At 68.1% G+C, this 18,496-nt stretch carries 19 protein-coding genes; 8 read left to right on the top strand and 11 right to left on the bottom strand.

What is annotated here, in order from left to right:
- Positions 1 to 753: 753 nt before the first annotated feature.
- Positions 754 to 1,335, bottom strand: a complete 582-nt coding sequence (locus AC50YM_RS14685) for a hypothetical protein (protein ID WP_494957693.1) — start codon at positions 1,333 to 1,335, stop codon at positions 754 to 756.
- A gap of 115 nt (positions 1,336 to 1,450) precedes the next feature.
- The gene (locus AC50YM_RS14690) at positions 1,451 to 1,687 is read right to left on the bottom strand and encodes a hypothetical protein (RefSeq protein ID WP_494957694.1); all 237 of its coding nucleotides are present in this window, start codon (positions 1,685 to 1,687) and stop codon (positions 1,451 to 1,453) included.
- Positions 1,688 to 1,823: 136 nt separating this feature from the next.
- On the opposite strand from AC50YM_RS14690, the gene AC50YM_RS14695 reads away from it, so the two are divergent.
- Both AC50YM_RS14695 and AC50YM_RS14700 read left to right on the top strand, forming a co-directional pair.
- Positions 1,824 to 2,369 carry a hypothetical protein gene (locus AC50YM_RS14695; RefSeq protein ID WP_494957695.1) on the top strand — a complete coding sequence of 182 codons (546 nt, stop codon included), beginning with the start codon at positions 1,824 to 1,826 and terminating at the stop codon, positions 2,367 to 2,369.
- Between the two features lie 81 nt (positions 2,370 to 2,450).
- Entirely contained in the window at positions 2,451 to 2,606 is a 156-nt protein-coding gene (locus tag AC50YM_RS14700; protein WP_494957696.1) for a hypothetical protein, read from the top strand.
- Between the two features lie 261 nt (positions 2,607 to 2,867).
- Here AC50YM_RS14700 and AC50YM_RS14705 read toward each other — a convergent pair whose 3' ends face one another.
- The 6 genes from AC50YM_RS14705 to AC50YM_RS14730 form a co-directional block, all read right to left on the bottom strand.
- A complete protein-coding gene (locus AC50YM_RS14705; protein WP_494957697.1) occupies positions 2,868 to 3,710 on the bottom strand; it encodes a hypothetical protein in 843 nt (280 codons plus the stop codon).
- A gap of 183 nt (positions 3,711 to 3,893) precedes the next feature.
- On the bottom strand, positions 3,894 to 4,388 hold the full coding sequence (locus tag AC50YM_RS14710; RefSeq protein WP_494957698.1) for a GNAT family N-acetyltransferase: 495 nt from the start codon (positions 4,386 to 4,388) through the stop codon (positions 3,894 to 3,896).
- A gap of 200 nt (positions 4,389 to 4,588) precedes the next feature.
- Positions 4,589 to 5,143 carry an SRPBCC domain-containing protein gene (locus AC50YM_RS14715; protein ID WP_494957699.1) on the bottom strand — a complete coding sequence of 185 codons (555 nt, stop codon included), beginning with the start codon at positions 5,141 to 5,143 and terminating at the stop codon, positions 4,589 to 4,591.
- Positions 5,140 to 5,325, bottom strand: coding sequence for an alkaline phosphatase family protein (locus AC50YM_RS14720; protein ID WP_494957700.1), 186 nt, complete (start codon positions 5,323 to 5,325; stop codon positions 5,140 to 5,142). The genes AC50YM_RS14715 and AC50YM_RS14720 overlap by 4 nt, the downstream gene beginning before the upstream one ends.
- Positions 5,326 to 5,398: 73 nt before the next feature.
- On the bottom strand, positions 5,399 to 7,567 hold the full coding sequence (malQ, locus tag AC50YM_RS14725) for a 4-alpha-glucanotransferase (protein WP_494957701.1): 2,169 nt from the start codon (positions 7,565 to 7,567) through the stop codon (positions 5,399 to 5,401).
- A 9-nt stretch (positions 7,568 to 7,576) separates the two neighbouring features.
- Positions 7,577 to 8,113, bottom strand: a complete 537-nt coding sequence (locus tag AC50YM_RS14730) for a hemerythrin domain-containing protein (RefSeq protein WP_494957702.1) — start codon at positions 8,111 to 8,113, stop codon at positions 7,577 to 7,579.
- Positions 8,114 to 8,322: 209 nt separating this feature from the next.
- On the opposite strand from AC50YM_RS14730, the gene AC50YM_RS14735 reads away from it, so the two are divergent.
- The 4 genes from AC50YM_RS14735 to AC50YM_RS14750 all read left to right on the top strand — a co-directional run bounded on the left by AC50YM_RS14735 (position 8,323) and on the right by AC50YM_RS14750 (position 11,766).
- A complete protein-coding gene (locus tag AC50YM_RS14735) occupies positions 8,323 to 8,709 on the top strand; it encodes a TraR/DksA family transcriptional regulator (RefSeq protein WP_494957703.1) in 387 nt (128 codons plus the stop codon).
- Positions 8,706 to 9,494 (top strand): M50 family metallopeptidase, encoded by a 789-nt coding sequence (locus tag AC50YM_RS14740; protein WP_494957704.1) that lies wholly within the window; start codon positions 8,706 to 8,708, stop codon positions 9,492 to 9,494. Before AC50YM_RS14735 ends, AC50YM_RS14740 begins: the two co-directional genes overlap by 4 nt.
- A 9-nt stretch (positions 9,495 to 9,503) precedes the next feature.
- Positions 9,504 to 10,568: a glutathione S-transferase family protein gene (locus AC50YM_RS14745; RefSeq protein WP_494957705.1), complete on the top strand. Its 1,065-nt coding sequence runs from the start codon at positions 9,504 to 9,506 to the stop codon at positions 10,566 to 10,568.
- A gap of 67 nt (positions 10,569 to 10,635) precedes the next feature.
- The gene (locus AC50YM_RS14750) at positions 10,636 to 11,766 is read left to right on the top strand and encodes an FUSC family protein (RefSeq protein ID WP_494957706.1); all 1,131 of its coding nucleotides are present in this window, start codon (positions 10,636 to 10,638) and stop codon (positions 11,764 to 11,766) included.
- On the opposite strand, the gene AC50YM_RS14755 is transcribed toward AC50YM_RS14750, so the two are convergent.
- Genes AC50YM_RS14755 through AC50YM_RS14765 form a run of 3 tightly spaced genes read right to left on the bottom strand, consistent with a single transcriptional unit; the run spans position 11,763 to position 15,418 of the window.
- The gene (locus AC50YM_RS14755) at positions 11,763 to 12,677 is read right to left on the bottom strand and encodes a MaoC/PaaZ C-terminal domain-containing protein (RefSeq protein WP_494957707.1); all 915 of its coding nucleotides are present in this window, start codon (positions 12,675 to 12,677) and stop codon (positions 11,763 to 11,765) included. The genes AC50YM_RS14750 and AC50YM_RS14755 overlap by 4 nt on opposite strands.
- Positions 12,674 to 14,014, bottom strand: a complete 1,341-nt coding sequence (locus AC50YM_RS14760) for a 3-oxoacyl-ACP reductase (RefSeq protein WP_494957708.1) — start codon at positions 14,012 to 14,014, stop codon at positions 12,674 to 12,676. The genes AC50YM_RS14755 and AC50YM_RS14760 overlap by 4 nt, the downstream gene beginning before the upstream one ends.
- Positions 14,015 to 14,023: 9 nt before the next feature.
- On the bottom strand, positions 14,024 to 15,418 hold the full coding sequence (locus AC50YM_RS14765) for an acetyl-CoA C-acetyltransferase (protein ID WP_494957709.1): 1,395 nt from the start codon (positions 15,416 to 15,418) through the stop codon (positions 14,024 to 14,026).
- A gap of 67 nt (positions 15,419 to 15,485) precedes the next feature.
- Here AC50YM_RS14765 and AC50YM_RS14770 point away from each other — a divergent pair, with 67 nt between their 5' ends.
- On the top strand, positions 15,486 to 16,295 hold the full coding sequence (locus AC50YM_RS14770) for a TetR family transcriptional regulator (RefSeq protein WP_494957766.1): 810 nt from the start codon (positions 15,486 to 15,488) through the stop codon (positions 16,293 to 16,295).
- A complete protein-coding gene (locus AC50YM_RS14775; protein WP_494957710.1) occupies positions 16,292 to 18,460 on the top strand; it encodes an acyl-CoA dehydrogenase family protein in 2,169 nt (722 codons plus the stop codon). Before AC50YM_RS14770 ends, AC50YM_RS14775 begins: the two co-directional genes overlap by 4 nt.
- Positions 18,461 to 18,496 lie beyond the last annotated feature (36 nt).

An 18,496-nucleotide genomic window follows, 5' to 3' on the forward strand; every position in this document is an offset into this window, starting at 1 on the left:
TCCAGGGCGCCTCTGTCCCCGTCACGCAACTCCAATGCCTTCGCCAGATAAACCATGAATCAAGTCTGACAAACAATCAGACCCAAAGGAATCAACGACACGCTACACTAGCGACCCACGCCCCGCCCGCGGTGTAGCCTTCCCGGCTACAACCGGAATGTCTGCGGTCTCGAACAAGGGTGCCGCCGCCGGGGTACGCTCGCGGCACTGGACATCGAGGGTCTTGAGGACCAGTGCGTTCTTGGGTAAGTACTTAACCTGTTTTCCGTTAGCGCCCTCCGAATGTGGGTCCCCCGCTTCACCGGCTGGTCCAGCGCATCCCGGAGCATTCCTTTCCCGGCGAGCATGGCGTTGTGGTCGCGCGCCGGCACGTCGAAAAAGGCTTCGAGCAGAGTCCAGATGAGCGTCCATCCCCTCAACGCAACACCCGCATGCGGATCCCTCAGCGGTCTGGTACACCAGCGAGGGATCTCGTCTTAGGGAGGGGAAGGTGACATCGAGCGCCATACTTATCGTCGAACCGCACGACTGATTCCTGGAGATTCCCAGGGAGCCGCGTTCGACGCCGCAGCCGGAGTCGTCAAACGCCGCTCGGACCGTTGTGGGGATCCGAGGCACTCGGGTGAAACGAGTCGGTTGCCCTCTGCGAGCCGGAGGCGAATGCGACCGAACCATGGCAGCAGGATCATCGACGTCGGTCCTGCCGCCTTCGACGCCGGCCGGAGGGTCTTCCGTGACGGATCGGCCGGCGGGTCAGAGCCCGCGCTTCTCCCTGGCAAGTCCAAGGCCCATGACGATGAGAACCGGCCCGGCCAGAACCACTGCGGACAGGAGCAGCGCCGCACCGTAGTAAGGCACCGCCAGACCGATCAGGCCGAGGAGCACTGTGAGGCCGGCGAAGCTCAGAGACGTTACGGGAGCCGCCCGGCGGCGTTGGCGCTGATTGGCCAGCAGAATGATGCCCGCGGTGATGCTTCCCAGTGCTGCCACCAGGATGAGGAACGCCATGAAGACGACTCCGCCTTCGTTTTGAAAGCCGGCGATGGAGGGCACCAGGAACCAGGTACCGCACGCGATGCCGACGATTCCTGCCGCGATCCGAAAACCGGACGGCTTGGGACGGTTCGGATCCCAGCCCTGAGGCGCCTTGACGTACATTCCGTACGGCGGCTGCGGGTAGGCATAGGGAGGTGGCTGCTGCTGGAAGTATGGCTGCTGCAGCTGCTGCGGATAGGGCACGCCAGCCGGCGTCTGGGGCGCGTACTGCGCCGGCCCGGAGCTTTCAGGAACCGGGTTCCCCTGGTACTGCGGCGCCGGCGGAATATTGTCGTTCATGGGTCCCCCAAGGATTAGTAGTTCGCTGTCAGACTACAGCCAGCATTCCGTACTCAGTCGAACCGGCTCCGTGACTCTGAGGGGTCCCGGACAACGGCCGCTGGATCGGCCGGGTCTAACTGACCTCCGAGTAGGGAGTCAGTGCCTCTGCCCTGGGACGGCTCCTGGTGAGCATCAGGGCCAGGACTTTCTGCATGTACGCGCCGCGGGCCGGATTCGGGCGCTCTTCGCAGGAATGGAGCGCCAGAGCGGCGTCGTCGATCAAGTTGATGACCGCGCCGCCCCCGCGCTGCAGCACGGGCCGGTAGCCGCCGTCGGTCCCGATGACTGGCCCAGTCGATCCCGCTTTCATGGATTGGCCCGTTCACGGAATTGCCCGCAATCTGGATGGCCCCCGCGTCGTGTCCCCACCCGAGCGTTCCCCCGATAGAATCAAGCTCCGCGGTCGGCCGGCTTGTCATTCGGTGCACGGTCCGTAGACTCGGCGCATGGCAGGTCATGGGGGAACGAAAACGGTCCGCTGCACTGCGGCACTCATTGGTGGCATACTGCTGACGCACGGCCTGGGCGCCTGCGCCTTTGAGTCCGACGGCGATGCCCAGCCGACGGCGGCCGGGGGGAGCCACCGATCCGCGCCGGCCGTCCCTGCGGAGGACCCTGGAGTTCTTGGTGTCGAGGCACGAAACTACGACGAACTGCTTCAGCGGCTGGCAGGAGCCACCGGATCTGCGCTCCTTACCGATGCCGGACCGGCTGACGGGCCCGCTGCCGGCTTCACCAAGGTCGCCGCAGTGGGGTCCGCTGGTCCGCACACTGTCACCCTGGCGTGTGTGGGTATCCCCCGGGCCCAGATCTACCTCTCCCAGGACACGGAGGCCGGAACCGGGCACGTGGTGTTCGAAGTCGATTGCTCGGGTGCCCAGACGCAGATCGTCCAGCTGCAGAAGGGGTACGTCAGTGCCCACTTGACCCGCCCTGACCCAACTGGCGCCTGGACCGGGGCGGTCGCCGGAATCAGAATCACCGTTCAGTGAGACCTACGAGTCCGCAGCCCCATACGTGCCTCTCGGTCCGACGGGTAGAGTCGGCACAATATCGAACGGGATTGGGGACCGATGAGACTTGAGGGTTGGCACGTAGGCGTATTTCTGGTGATGCTGGTTACCGCTGTCATCGTCATTGTGGCCGTGACGCTCGTCGTCCTCTGGACAGTGCGTTGGACCCGGCGAAAGAACAACGGCGGCGGCGGTTCGGGGCCAGGATCACTGTAGGGGCCGGCAACTGAAAGGAACCGCTCGGCGGACGCAGCGGTGCGGTGCCACCATAGAGTACGGCGTAGGTCCTCTGCCACCGGCCACCGCCCCCTGCGCCGTGGGGAGCCGCCAACGACGCCGGCAGCAGAGCAGGCGAGCCCGGCACTCGGCTTCGTAGATCTCAGCCCAAGCCGGAGTCCTCGGCCTCGGGCATCATTTTCAGGATGGTTATCGAAAGCTCCTCAGATGGGCGCCACCCGATGCCGCCGGGTTGCGGGCTTAAGGTGCGGGCGTCTCGTCGTCTGGCTCGGTGGCCGCCGGCGAGGCCGAATCGTCGCCCGGCTCGGTAGCGGCAGCTGACGTTGATTCGTCGTCGGGTGGGGCGTTGCCGGTGGGAACCGTTGTGCTGGCCGACGTCGGGCTGGCGGTGCTGCCGCCGCCGGCCGTCCGCAGCACCTGATTGATCAGATCTTCGAGCTCTTTCTGGTCGGGGTCGCCCAGGTTCGCGCCGCCCTTGGTGGCCACAACCAGCAGCCTGCCCCGGGCAGCGGAGACCTGCATCAGCATCTGCTGGTTTGCCTCACCGCGGCTGCTCACCGTCGCGAAAGTCTCCCGGGCATCCGTGGTCGCCTGCAGCTCTTGGCTGGAGACCTGGTACGTCTGGCCGAGAACCGACACGGAGAACGTGGCGCATTGGCCCGTCTTGCCGCTGATCTGCCGCAGAATTTCTACGGCGTCTGGACCCTCGCTGCCCGATTGTGCGGACAGCGTACGCGGCTGGTCACCTTCGGAAATGGCCACGGCCAGTTCGCCGCTTTGTGCGGTGTCCAGCAGCCCCGCGGTGGCGATGCCCTTGCAGTCTGCCGGGTCCACGCTCGCTGTGCTCAGAAGCAGGTTCGCGATTGTCCCGCCCTGGTCCACCTGCGCCTTGGAGTACAGCTTGAGTTCGTTCCCGTCCGCATCGGTCCTGCCGGAGATCAGGGCTCTGAGTTCATCGCCGCTGTAAGACTTGGCTTCCGCCGTCGCAGTGGCGGTGGCCGTCGTTGTCGCCGTCGTCGCGGACGGGCCCGCAGTCCCCCCGCCGCCGGTGCAACCGGCCAAGGCAACCATCGTTGCCGCCATCAATCCAAGCGCAGGGACTTTTCGCATCAGGCTAAACCCTTCGAAATAGGAACCATACTTAGTGTTCCTAGGGTAGAAGGTTTAACTGGCGGCGGGAATACTGGGATGCCGCGCGGCGGGCCGATGAAGCGGCAGTAGGATCGGGCCCCAGACCGGACGCGGCGACCAATTATGACGGTGGTCCTATCGCACCATGCGGGCGTCGACAATCCCTGGCGCACCAGGGTCAGCCTGCTGCGCACCATCGAACTCGAACCTGTTGCGACGATAGAACGCCACCGCCCGGGCATTGTCCTTTGCGACCCACAGCATCGCGGGGCCATCCCCGGCCGTGGCGTCAAGCAACGACTGTCCTACTCCGGTGGCATAACGCGCCGCGGCCACATAAATGCTGAACAACTGACGCTCGCGCGGAAAGTCCTGGTCTTCCGGCCCGAAGCTCGGGCCGGAGAACGCGAAGCCGATGATCTGCCCCCTGCTCTCCGCGATTCTGATGCTCCAGTCCCTGCGTGGGTTCCCGAGGATGTGGTTCCACATTTGGTGACGGCTCTGGACGTGCTCGTCGCTGAAGAAGTCCGGAGGGAGCAGATGTGAGTATGCCTCCCGCCAAGTGGCGACGTGAAGTTCAGCGATCTGTGGTGCGTCGGGGAGCGAAGGCTGGCGCAGCGTGAACGACATGATCACATCCTGCCAGAGTCCCCGCCGTGGGTGGGCTGAGCAGCGGCTTGGGGGGTAAGGCCGAAGACAGCATGGCCAGTCACCACGACAGTGTTCTGGAGTTCCGCGTTCAGTTGCCGGAACGGTCCGGAACGTCCGCCACGAAAGTCCGTAGCTGCGAAGTCTCACGGGGAAGCGGCGACAGGGTCCGGCTGAGTTGACTATTGGCGGCCTGCCCGCAGAGCTGCCGCGAATTGCCGCCCCGGCGTCGGGTCGACCCCGAACAGCTCGGCGTAGCGTTCGTGGATCTCCGCCCACCGCTCGTGTGCCACTTCTTCGGTGATGTCCGTGCCGTCGAGATGTGGGTCGAGCCGCGAGAAGTACGTCTCCCAGCCGGTTGCCGTCTGGGCAGCGAGGGCCGGGTCGTCGATGACATGGGTAAACGTCAACCGGCAACCGGCTCCCTCAACCGCGAGATCGAAGCTCTGCGGCTGGCCGGCGTAGATCCATGCGAGACGCTGCTCTGGATCGACCGCCGTAACCTCGAGCGTCGCGCCGCCGACGTCGAAGGTCTCACCCGCCACCGGTGTCCAGTCGACGGCCGCCGGAAACCAGCTCCCGAGCTCTTCCGGCACGCTGCACGCCCGCCACACGCGCTCAACGGGATGCGCGAGGAGGCGCTCGAAGCGCAGCGCTGGTCGGCCTCCGATCGTCTCCAAAGTTCCGTGGATCACGGGCCCGCCGGCGATAATTGGTTCCGGTGTTTCGTCCGTCATGGGTTCTCCTCCAGGTCTGCGGTGGTAGCACTGGTCAGCGCGAGGTAGTTCGGCAGGCTGGGCCGGGTGATTGCATCATAGTTGGCTGCCAGGGCGTAGACCCTCGCCAAGCTGTTGAGATACGGCGCGTCATCGGCCCCCAGCGCGCGGCTGGCGGCTTTGCTCTCCATCACGTTGATCACAACATGATCCAGCCGGCTAGGGCCGGCGCCAGAAATATGGCCAGGGCGGGTCTGGCAGCGCGCCTCACCGCGACTACGCCTGCTGTTGCAGGGCGGACTTCATGGTGCCAACGAGGGAGCGGAAACCTGGATCGTCCTGCAGGGTGTCGAGCAGGACAGGTCCCCGCGGACCTGCCAGTGGTATGCGCCAGTTGGGGTACTCTGTGCTGGTTCCGGGCTGGTTTTGGGTCCGGGTTTCGCCGACCGCATCCACCAGTGCGACCCCGAGCAGCGACGAGGGCGTCAGGGCGGTGAAGGCGTACAGCGCTTCGACAGTGCCCTGCACCTCCTGAACGCCCGGTACGTCCTGCTGCTCCGGCAGGAGGCCGCGTTCCTGCAGGAGTCCGAGCACCGCCTGCTGCTCCGCGGCGGCCTCCGCGCGTTCCGTTTCCACCGGGCGCCGCAGCAGTCCCAGGGATTCGCGGATCGTCACGTGCTCGCCGGCCAGGTACCCGGCCGTGGGAGGCAGGTCATGGGTGTTGACGCTGGTCAGGCACTGCTGCCGGTACCGTTCCGGCGGGATCGGGCCGTCGTCGTCGTGCTCAAACCAGAGGATGGAAGTGCCGAAGATCCCGCGCCCGGCAAGATACTCCCGGACCCACGGCTCGAACACCCCCAGGTCCTCGCCGATCACGATTGCCCCGGCCCGCTGGGCCTCCAGCGCCAGGATGCCGATCAGGGCCTCGTGGTCGTAATAGACATACGTGCCCTCCCCCGGCCCAGCCCCCTCCGGGATCCACCACAACCGGAACAGGCCCAGAATGTGGTCCACCCGGATGCCGCCGGCATGGCGCAGCACCGTGCGGAGCATGTCCCGGTAGGCGGCGTAACCGGACTCGGCGAGCCGGCCCGGATGCCAGGGTGGTTGGGTCCAGTTCTGGCCCTGCTGATTGAACATGTCCGGCGGCGCTCCGACGGTGACGCCCCGGGCCAGCACACCGGAAAGTGACCAATCGTCCGCTCCCCCGGGTTTGACGCCCACCGCAAGATCGTGGATGACCCCGATTTCCATGCCCGCCTGCCGGGCCGAGCGCTGGCCGGCTTCAAGCTGCTGGTCGCACAGCCACTGCAGCCAGCGGTGGAAATTGATCCGGCCGGCAAGGACGGCGCGTTGCTCCGAGCAGTAGGCAGACTCGGGAGAGGCTGCCGCCGCGGTCCACTCCGGGGCCTGCGGGTCCAGCTTCTCGGCGAGCGCGCACCAGAGGGCGAAATCGTCGAGGCCCTTCCCCTGATCCGTGCAGAACTCTGCGAAGGCGTGCGCCCGGGCAGGGTCGCGGGGAACTTCGAAGATTAGCTCAAGGGCGGTCAGTTTGGCCCCGTAACTGGCGTTCCGGTCCAGCAGGGCCGTGGACGCGTTCACCGCGTGCTGCTGGCTGGCCAGCCGCTCGACTTCGGCCCGACCCGCCGGGTCTAGGTAGCCGTACTCGGGGATCTCCTCCACGCGGAGGTAGAGCGGGTGGAAAAACCGCCTGGTCGTGGGCAGGTAGGGCGAGTCCTCGACCGGCGGCCGGGGCTCCGCGGCGTGCAACGGGTTGACCAGCAGAAAACCGGCGCCGTCCCGGCCCGAGACCGTCGCGAGGTCCGTGAGGTTGGCGAAGTCACCGATCCCCCAGGACCGGGAGGACCGCACGGAATAGAGCTGCGCGGTCAGCCCCCAGTAACGCCGCCCGGCGAGCGCCTCGGTGGTGCGGAGCTTCTGCGGTGTGACAACGAGTGAGCAGTGGGCGGCCCTGCCTTCGTTGTCTGCCAGCAGGGTGTGCCAGCCCAGGGGCATTGTGTCCGGGACAGCGAAGGCCGCACGGCCGGTGAGGACACCGTCGACGTCGACCGGCGCGTCCCAGTTCTCCCGCTGTGGCGCCTCGTACCGGCTGCCGTCCTCCGCGATGATCCACACGCTGACCGCGCTTCCGTGCGGCACATGCACATGGATCTGGAGCTCCTGCCCCTCACGGGCCACGGCGACCGGAGGAAGCAGCCGACGCCACGGTGCCAGCCGGGCTTCCGCCAGGGACCGTCCCATCCCGTCCGTGTCCCCGGCCGGTACGCCCAGCGCGCCGAGGACGCCTCGAAGTGTGCTGTCCGGGACGGAACGTTCGACGCCGTCCCAGCCCCAGTAAGCGGTCCCCACGCCGTGGGCTGCCGCGAGTTCGCGCAGCAGTGCAGCTGCGCCCGGTTCGTTGTTTTGGATCATCCCATCGGCCATGGGGCAACTCTAGACGGTGTCCCCGTGCCCCGTGCCGTGGTGATGGACGTGGGTTTCGCCGACCAGTTCGTGCAGGCCCTGCACTGCGCGGGCGAGGGAAAGCTCTGGGGACGCCACGATGAATGGCATCAGCAGCCGGTTCTCCTTGTCAAGGTGTAGGGCGAAAATGTTCCGGATGGAGCCGGCAGCCACGGCGGCCACCCCGGCCGCTCCGCGCAATTCCTCGACCAGGCCCACGATCACCTGGTGCTCGGCCAGCATCCCCTCCACGAGCAGCCTTCCCTGCGGCATGGTCCGTGGTCCGCCGTAAAGCGGACCCTCCTCGGCCAGCGCATGCGGGACCAGATCGTTCTCGCACCACTCCACCAGCACCTCATGGGCGTCGTGCTCCGCCACGGCGTCCCCGGACTGGACGGCGTGGCTGAGCGTCGCCACCAGCGCGTTGAGCCGCTTGAGCATCTCCGCGTGGTGCTGCTCCACCGCCGCCAGGGCCTGGGCTTCCTCGTCGGGGTCCTCGGTTGCGGTGTCGGCCGCTTGCTGGTCCATGGCGTCTCCTGGCTGTGCTGTTGGACTTGCTTTCATCCTTACTGTACGGCGGCGGCTCCCCGGGGCCCCGGGCCTTTGGGCCTTTGGGCCCCTCGGTTCCTGCTTACGCCGGCTTTGGCTGGCCGCCGGGCGCTCTCGCCGGCTGTGTCGAGGGCGGTGCCGCCAGCGGATTTAGGCGCGGCCCAGCGCCCGCGCTAGCCTTGCAGCCTATGGTCGACGTCGAACGGTTCCGGATTCTCCTCCACGAGGAGCGCCGCCGGAAACTTGCCCTCCTTCCTGCGCTTCGCCGGGACATCAGCTCCGTGAATGCCGCCCGGCAGGACTCCAATGTCGACGACGAACACGACCCCGAGGGCTCGACGATTGCCTTTGAGCTCTCCCAGGCCTCGGCCCTGCTGGAGCAGAGCCGCCGTGGGCTGGCGCAGATCGAGGCTGCCCTGGCCCGGATCGAGGCCGGAACCTACGGCGGCTGCGAAGTCTGCGGGGAAGAGATTTCGGAGGGCCGGCTGGAGGCGAGGCCCTGGACGCCGTATTGCATCCGGCACAGTGCAGGCCCGCAGGGCACCGCGGGACACCGGCCGCGAACGACAGCATGACCGACGCTGCCGAAACCTGGTGGGCCCGGATCGTCGCGGGATTTACCCAGTCCCCCGTCCCGCACGTCACCGGCACCGAACTGGCGCTGGTGATCCTGGTCGCCGTTGCGTTCTCCCTGCCGCGGGCGACCTGGCGGTACTTCGGTCTGCTGGCCACCGTAACCCACGAACTCGGCCACGCCTTCGCCGCGCTGATGACCGGGCAGCGCCTCGGCGGCATCCGCCTGGGCCTGGACCACTCGGGCACCACGACCACCTACAGCCGGCGGCCGCTGGCCGCCGTCTGGTCAACCTTCTGGGGCTACCCGGTGCCCGCCGTCGTCGGCGCCGCGATGGTCTGGAGTGGCTTCACCGGCTGGGGACCGGCGGCGATGTCGGCCGGTACCCTCATCCTGCTGGCCTCCTTCCTGTTCATCCGCAACGGCATCGGCCTGCTGATCACCGCCGGCGCGGTGCTCTCCGCCGTCCTGCTGGTGCTGTTCGTCGCGCCGGAATTCAACGGCCATGTCATGATTGTGCTCGGCCTGGCCCTGCTGGTCGCCGCCGTCCGGGACCTGGGCAAGCTGGTCAACGTGCACCTGCGGCGCCGGGACAGGCTGGCGACGTCGGACGCCTACCTGCTCGCACGCGCCACCCGGATCCCTGCAGCCGTGTGGATCGTGCTGTTCGCGGCCGTCGTCGGTGCCGCCTGGTGGTTCGCCTGGCAGCCCATGTCGCAGGTGTTCGCAGCGTGGCCGGGCGCACTGCTTCCCGCTGCAACATTGACCGGCGGGTTCGGGGCATAGGCTGGGACCATGAGCCAAACACACACGGACGACCCCGGATTCAGCACAAAGGGTTCCTACGTCACCGGCGGGGAGGAGTTCACCCGGGACACCAACTACATCGAGGACCGGATCACGCGCGACGGCGCCCCCGGCCGTAACGGTGAGCCTGGCTGGCCCGTCGAGCCCGGACGCTACCGGCTGATCGCGGCCCGCGCCTGCCCGTGGGCCAACCGGACGGTGATCGTGCGCCGGCTGCTGGGCCTGGAGGACGTCATCTCCCTCGGCCAACCCGGCCCCACGCATGATGCGCGCTCCTGGACCTTCGACCTGGATCCCGGCGGCAAGGACCCGGTGCTCGGGATGGAACGGATCCAGGAGGCGTACTTCCGGCGCTTCCCGGACTATCCCCGCGGCATCACCGTCCCGGCCGTGGTCGATACAGACAGCGGCCAGGTGGTAACCAACAACTTCCCCCAGATCACCCTGGACTTCTCCACCGAGTGGACTGAATACCACCGCCTCGGTGCGCCGGAACTTTATCCGGAGGAACTGCGCGCGGAGATCGACACGGTCAGTAAGAGGGTCTTCACCGAGGTGAACAACGGTGTCTACCGGTGCGGGTTTGCCGGCTCGCAGGAGGCCTACAACGCCGCCTACGACCGGCTCTGGACCGCCCTGGACTGGCTGGAGGATCGCCTCTCCGGCCAGCGCTACCTGGTGGGTGACACGATCACCGAGGCCGACGTCCGCCTCTTCACCACGCTGGTCCGGTTCGATGCCGTCTACCACGGACATTTCAAGTGCAACCGGCAAAAACTCAGCGAGATGCCCGCTTTGTGGGCCTACGCCCGCGATCTCTTCCAGACCCCCGGCTTCGGCGACACCGTCGACTTTGTGCAGATCAAGCAGCACTATTACATCGTCCATGAGGACATCAACCCCACCGGGATCGTTCCGGCCGGGCCGGAGCTGGGCAACTGGCTGGCCCCGCACGGCCGGGAATCCCTGGGCGGACGGCCTTTCGGCCACGGCACACCTCCCGGGCCGGTCCGGGCCGGGGAAGAAGTCGCCCCTGGGCACGGGGCGGGCTGACCCCACCCCGGCCTGCGGGGGTTCGTCCACTTGTCGCAGCAACCTCCCCGGCCTAGGGTGAGCCGGGATGACTACAACTGACGAGGCACCGCACACCGAAGGCCCCTCACTGCCCCGCCGGGTCTGGCGGATCGTGACCGGGAACGTGGCCGCGGCGCTGCTGTGGCCGCGGCTGCAGCTGGCTGTGAAGGCCGGACTCGCCGCGGGCATCGCGTTCGCCATTGCCCCCTTCATGCCCGGCTCTGCGGCCGACTACCCCTATTACGCTCCCCTCGGCGCCCTGGTGGCGATGTACGAGAACGTCGCAGGCTCTGTACGCCAGGGCGTTCAGACGCTCGCGGGGCTGGCGATCGGGGTGGGCCTGGCGTTTGTGCTGTTCATCCTCGGCAGCCCGACGCCGGTAACGGTCGGTATCGTGATGGGTTTCGGCGTCATCCTGGCCGGACTCCCCAAGATCGGCGCCGGCCGGGACTGGATTCCGACGGCGGCGCTCCTGGTCCTGCTGGTCGGCGGCCACAATCCGGACCAGTTCTCCTTCGGCTATCTCCTGCAAATGGGGGTCGGCGTTTCGGTGGGCATCCTCGTGAACCTGCTCGTCTTCCCGCCGCTGCATTTCCGTGCGGCCGAACTCAGCATCGCGGAATTGCGCCTGGCCCTCGCCCAGCAGCTCTGGGACATGGCCAAGGCGCTGAAGGAGAGCTGGCCGCCAAAGCACGAGGACTGGTCCAAGCGGTCTGATGGGCTCGAAGCCTCCGCGCGGTCCGTCCGGCTGGCCGTGGAGAAGGCGGATGCCAGCCGGCGGGCGAACCCCCGCCGCCGGCTGCACCCGCGGGACATCGAACTGGACTACCGCAACCTGAGGGACCTGGAACGGGTGACCTTCCACGTCCAGGACGTGACCCAGGTACTCGCGGATGTCATCTGGGCCGAGGACACACCCTTTGTGGTGCCGGATGAATACGCTGCGCCGCTGGCTGACGCCATGGCGACTGTGGGCGACGTCCTGCGCTCGGTCGAGGAGGAGGATCCGGAACAGCAGCTGGAGCGGATCGACGCCGCCGACGCCGCGGTCAAGGCGATGACGGCGCTGGTCGGGTCCGGAGCAACAGCAACCGACGCCCCCAGCGCCGTCGAATCGATCCTGATGAGCCTGCACCGGATGCTGCGTGTGGTGAAGTCCTCCGCAGCAGCCCGCTAGAGCGCGGCGACCGTCCCGCTGAAGTGCTTTCGCCCGGAACGGGAGTTCCACGCGACATAATCGGAGCGCTGCCACGCTCCGTCAGCCGCCTGCACGGTGCTGATATCCAGCGCCACCCGGGCCGGCAGGAACACCGGCGCCTCGAAGGACACCTCCCAGCGAAACGCGTCGCCCTTGGCGGCCCCCACGTCCGCGAGTGCCCTCGACGCCAGATACATGCCGTGCGCGATCGAGCGGCGAAGCCCCAGGGCCTTCGCCGAAAGAACACTCAGGTGGATCGGGTTGAAGTCGCCGGACACGGCAGCGTAAGCGCGCCCCGTGTCCACGCCCAGCTGCCACAACGCTGTCGGATCCGGCGCCGAAAACCCCGCCGGAGCCACGGCAGCTGTGGGCTTGTCGATTCCTGGCAGGAACACGCCCTTCGCCAGATAGCTGGAGACACCGCGCCAGCGGACCTCGTCCTCCCCCGCAATGCGCACCTCCGTGACGAGGTCCAGCTGGCTGCCGGACCGGTGCCCGCGCAGGTTCTCCGCCCAGGCCCGGAGGTCCAGTGCCTCGGTGAAACGGATGGGTGCGGACTGCACCACCCGGTTTTCGAGGTGGATCATCCCCAGCAGCGGCAGCGGAAAATCATCCCGGGTCATCACACTCATGGCCAGCGGGAACGCCAGCGCGTGGACAAAACCGGCCGGCAGGACATCGCTCGCGGTCTCGCCGATCAGGTGCTGATACGCCGTGAGGTTCTCCACCGGCGCCTTGACGTCGCGGACCTCGTGCCGCGCTGCCGGAAGCCCGGCGCCCGCATTCGTGCCCAGAAAGACCCGGCGCCTGGCCGCGGCGGCTGCCGCGTTGAGGTACAGCTTCGACAGCGACGGCAGCTCGCCCAGGATGAGGGGCTGCGAAGCGGTCATGCCCCGACCAGGTTCTGCCCGCAGACCCGCAGGACCTCGCCCGAGATGCCACCAGCCGCGTCGCTGGCCAGGAACGCGATGGCCTCGGCCACGTCACCGGGCTGTCCGCCCTGCTGCAGGGAGTTCAGCCGGCGGGCGACCTCCCGGATGGCGAACGGGATCTTCGCGGTCATCTCCGTCTCGATGAAGCCCGGGGCGACGGCGTTGATCGACCCGCCGCGCGCGCCGATCAGCGTTGCCGTGGCCCGGACCATGCCCATCACACCGCCCTTTGAGGCGGCATAGTTGGTCTGGCCGCGGTTGCCGGCGATGCCGCTGGTGGAGGCCACAGACACGATCCGCGGCGAGTTCCGGAAGTGCTCTGAGGCCAGCAGCGCCTCGTTGATCCGAAGCTGCGCTGCGATGTTGACCCCGAGGACCGAGTTCCAGCGGCCTTCGTCCATGTTGGCGAGCAGCCTGTCCCGGGTGATGCCGGCGTTGTGGATCACGATGTCCAGCCGGCCATGGCGTTCCACGGCGTGCTCGATGATCCGCTGTCCGGCGTCCCCGCGGCTGATGTCCAGCTGCAGTGCGGTGCCGTGCACCTCGTTGGCCACGGCGGCGAGGTGGTCCCCGGCCGCGGGGATGTCGACGACGACGAGCGTGGCGCCGTCACGGTAGAGCGTGCGGGCGATCGCGGCGCCGATCCCGCGGGCGGCTCCGGTCACGACGGCGACCTTGCCCGCCAGTGGCTTCCCGGCGTCGGCCGGCAATTGCCCGTCCGTGGAGCTGACGGTGAGGAACTGCCCGTCGACAAACGCCGAGCGGCCGGACAGGAAGAAGCCGAGGGCCCCGAGCGTGCTGGGGCTGGTGGTGCCGGCACTTCCGGCGAGCAGGATGCCGTTGCCGGTGGCGCCGGCGCGGAGTTCCTTGGCCAGGGAGCGGAGCAGACCGTCCACACCCTGGCGGGCGGCTGCGGCTGCCGGGTCCGCGGCGTCAGCGGGGCTGCGGGAGACTGTGATGACGCGGGCGTTGGGCGCCAGGTCACGGAGTGAGGCTGCGGCGGTGAGGACCGGCTTCGCCAGGTCCTCCGGGTGTTTAAGCTCATCCAGCACCAGGATGATGGCGCCCAGCTTTTCCCGGGGCACCGCATGGCGGCGCACATCGAGCTGCCAGCCCAGCAGGGCCGAGGCCAGCTCATCAGCGCCGCTGCCCGTGCCCTGGACCAGGACCGGGCCGGTGACCAGCGGCTGGCCCGGCTGGTGGCGCCGCAGCACCACCGGCTGGGGCAGCCCGAGTTTCCTGGCGATGTCCTTGCCGAGGCCCTTGCTGACCAGTTGGGTGTACTTGTCTGTCATCGGGTCCCCCTAGTGTGCTTCAAGAATGGCGACGACACCCTGGCCGCCGGCGGCGCAGATGGAGATCAGGCCGCGGGCCGGGCGGCCGTCCACGCGGCCCTTGGCGTGCAGCATCTTCGCGAGCGAGGCGACGATCCGTCCGCCGGTGGCCGCGAAGGGGTGGCCGGCCGCCAGCGAGGACCCGTTGACGTTGAGCTTGGACCGGTCAACGCTGCCGAGGGCCCCGTCCAGGCCCAGCCGGCTGCGGCCGAACTCCTCGTCCTCCCAGGCGGCCAGGGTACTCAGCACGGTACCGGCAAACGCCTCATGGATCTCGAAGAAGTCGATGTCATCAAGGCTGAGCCCATTGCGGGCCAACAGCCGCGGCACGGCGAAAGCCGGCGCCATCAGGAGGCCGTCCTTGCCGTGGACGAAATCGACGGCCGCCGCCTCGCCGTCGACGACGGTGGCCAGCTTGGGCAGGTCGTGGGCATCGGCCCACTCCTCGGAGCCGAGCAGCACGGTGGAGGCGCCGTCGGTCAACGGCGTGGAGTTGCCGGCCGTCATGGTCGCCGCGGCGCCCAGGTTCTTGCCGAAGACGGGTTTGAGCGTGGCCAGCTTCTCAAGGCTGGTGTCGCCGCGCAGGTTGGAGTCCCGGCTGAGTCCGCGGTACGGGGTGAGCAGGTCGTCGAAGAAGCCGGCGTCGTAGGCGGCGGCCAGGTTTTGGTGGCTGTTGTAGGCGAGTTCATCCTGCGCCTCGCGGCTGATCTTCCACTGTGACGTGGTGAGCGCCTGGTGCTCGCCCATGGACAGGCCGGTGCGCGGTTCGCCGGTGTTCGGGGCGTCCGGGGTGAGGTCCTTGGGCCGGAGGCGGCTCAGGACCTGAAGCCGCTGCGGGAGCGACTTGGCGCGGTTCAGGTCAAGCAGCACCTGGCGCAGTCCTTCGCTCACGGCGATGGGGGCGTCCGAGGCCGAGTCGACGCCGCCGGCGATGGCCGAGTCGATCTGTCCCAGCTTGATCTTGTTGGCCAATCCGAGGACGGTTTCCAGCCCGGTGGCGCACGCCTGCTGCACGTCGTAGGCAGGGGTTTCCGCGGACAGCGCGGAGCCGAGGACGGCTTCGCGGGTCAGGTTGAAGTCACGGGAGTGCTTGAGGACGGCGCCGGCGGCCACTTCCCCGATCCGCTCGTCCTGCAGGCCGAACCGGGCGATCAGCCCGTCCAGCGCCGCGGTCAGCATGTCCTGGTTGGAGGACTTGGTGTAGGCACCGCCGGTCCGGGCAAACGGGATGCGGTTGCCGCCGACAATGACCGCCTTGCGGAGCCGCGGCGCCCCGATGCTTGTGGCGGCGCCGCCTTCTGCTGGCGCAGCCGCAGCGGGGGTCGTTTCCTTTGGTCCGGGTGCGGACTGTCCGTGGACGGACATGGGCTGTCTCCTTTGATCAAAGCGGTTACCGATACCCAGCGTACCTGATACGCTGGGTATCGTGAACATCCCCCATACTGGCCTTCCCGGCGGAAGCGCGTCAGGCCCCGTTGCCGACAGCGCCGGCAGTGTGGACGGCCGCACCTCGCGCTGGCAGTCGCACCGGGAGGAGCGCCGCCGGGAGCTGATCAAGTCGGCCCGCAAGGCGGTGCACGCGCTCGGCAGCGACGCTTCGATGGAGGACATCGCTGCGGCGGCGGGAACCTCGAAATCAGTCTTCTACCGGTATTTCGGGGACAAGGCCGGACTGCAGCAGGCTGTGGGCGAAGTGGTGCTGAGCCAGATGCAGCGCCGCATCCAGGAGGCCGCACAGAGCGCCCAGACCCCCCGCGAGGGCCTGTTCGCGATGGTCTCCGCCTACCTGCAAATGGCTGAAACCAGTCCCAACGTGTACACCTTCGTGACCCGCTACACCCCGGGCGAGACGGAGGCCCCGAACGGAACCATCGCCACCGCGGGTGCCCTCGGCCATTTCTTTGCATCGATCAGCGACATGATCGCCCGGCCCATGCGCAACCACCTTGGCGACTCCGCCGGGCGCGAGGCCGTGATTGGATACTGGCCGAACGCTGCCATCGGCCTGGTCCGGAACGCCGGCGAACAATGGCTCGCCAGCCCGGCCTCCCCGTCCAAGCCGGACCAGGAGGCGATGGCACGCCAGATCACCGACTGGCTGTGCCTCGGCATCGCACCCGAGCTCCGCGCGGCGCCCGGCCCGGCCCAACAGCCCGCCCCGGCTTCGCCACCGTCCCCATCAGAACCAACGAACCCGTCAGAACCAACCTCCTTGTCAGAACCAACGAAGGAAACGACATGACCGAACTAGCCGACCGCCGTGCTGGCGCCGCCAGGAACACCCCGGCCTCGAAGGCGGCACCCGCACCTCTTAAGCAACGCCAGCCGGGCACGCCCGGCGCGCGGGCCGCAGCCCCCGTCGTCGACGTCGAGGCGCTGGGCGAGCTGCTGCTCGGAAAGTGGGCCGACACCCGCCGCACCGCACGGGCCCTTGCCGGTCGGCCGGAACTGCACAAGACCGAGGGCCTGACCCACACCGAACACCGCCAGCGCGCCTTCGGCCAGCTGAAGATCCTCGTGGACAACGGCGCCGTGCACCGCGCCTTCCCGGCGTCCGTCGGCGGGAACGACGAGCACGGCGGCAACGTGGCCGGCTTCCAGGAGCTCGTCATCGCCGACCCGTCGCTGCAGATCAAGGCCGGCGTGCAGTGGGGCCTGTTCGGCTCCGCCGTCAGCCACCTGGGCACCGGGGAGCACCACCAGAAATGGCTGCCCGGCATCATGAACCTGGACATCCCGGGCTGCTTCGCCATGACGGAAACAGGACACGGCTCCGACGTCGCCAGCATCGCCACGACCGCCACGTACGACCCCGCCACCGAGGAATTCGTCCTGCACACGCCGTTCCGGGCCGCGTGGAAGGACTACATCGGGAACGCCGCCGTCGACGGCCTGGCCGCCGTCGTCTTCGCCCAGCTCGTAACAAAGAATGTGAACCATGGCGTCCACGCCTTCTACCTGGACCTCCGCGATCCCGACACCAAGGACTTCCTGCCGGGCATCGGCGGCGAAGACGACGGTGTTAAAGGCGGACTGAACGGCATCGACAACGGCCGGCTGCACTTCACCCACGTCCGGATCCCCCGCACCAACCTGCTGAACCGGTACGGCAACGTCGACGCCGACGGCAGCTACAGCTCCCCCATCGCCAGCCCGGGCCGCCGCTTCTTCACCATGCTCGGCACCCTGGTCCAGGGCCGCGTCTCGCTCGACGGCGCGGCGGTCACGGCGTCCAAGCTGGCGCTGAAAACAGCCATCCAGTACGCCACGGAACGACGCCAGTTCAACGCCTCCTCGCAGACGGACGAGGAAGTGCTGCTGGACTACCAGCGGCACCAGCGCCGGCTGTTCACCCGGCTGGCCCGGACCTACGCCGCCGGCTTCGCGAGCGAGCAGCTGCTGCAGAAGTTCGACGACGTCTTCTCCGGCCGCTCGGACACCGACGAGGACCGCCAGGACCTGGAGACCCTCGCGGCGGCGCTCAAACCGCTCAGCACCTGGCACGCGCTCGACACCCTGCAGGAATGCCGCGAGGCCTGCGGCGGCGCCGGCTTCCTGATCGAGAACCGTTTTGCCTCGCTGCGCGCCGATCTGGACGTCTATGCCACCTTCGAAGGTGACAACACCGTCCTGCTGCAGCTGGTTGCCAAGCGGCTGCTGGCCGACTATGCCAAGGAATTCCGGAACGTGAACTTCGGCGTTCTCGCCCGCTACGTGGTCGGCCAGGCCACCGGTGCCGCCCTCCACCGGACCGGCCTGCGCGGCGTCGCGCAGTTCATGGCGGACACCGGCTCGGTGCAGAAGGCTGCCATCGCGATCAAGGACGAAGCAAGCCAGCGGGCGCTGCTGACCGACCGGGTGCAGACCATGGTCGCCGAGGTCGGTTCGGCCCTGAAGGGCGCCGGCAAGCTGCCCCAGCAGCAGGGGGCGGCGTTGTTCAACAGCCACCAGAACGAGCTCATCGAAGCGGCCCAGGCGCACGCCGAACTGCTGCAGTGGGAGGCGTTCACCGAGGCCCTGCACAAGGTCACTGACCCGGGCACCCGGAAGGTCCTGACCTGGCTCCGCGACCTCTTCGGGCTGTCCCTGATCGAGGAGAACCTGTCCTGGTACCTGATGAACGGCCGGCTTTCGATGCAGCGTGCCCGCACCGTGGGCGACTACATCAACCGGTTGCTGGTGAAGATCCGGCCGCACGCCCTGGACCTGGTCGACGCGTTCGGCTTCGGCCCCGAGCACCTGCGCGCCGAGATCGCCACCGGGGCCGAGAAGGTCCGCCAGGACGAGGCCCGCGCGCACTCCCGTGCGCAGCGAGCCAGCGGCGACGCTCCGGTGGACGAGAAAATCCTGCTGGCCCGCCAGGTCCACGGGACCACGGCACAGGGAGCCAGGAAGCGCGGCGCCTGATCCCGCCGGAAGACGACGACGGCCGGACGACCTCCT

The organism is Pseudarthrobacter sp. RHLT1-30-1 (genome assembly GCF_059383415.1).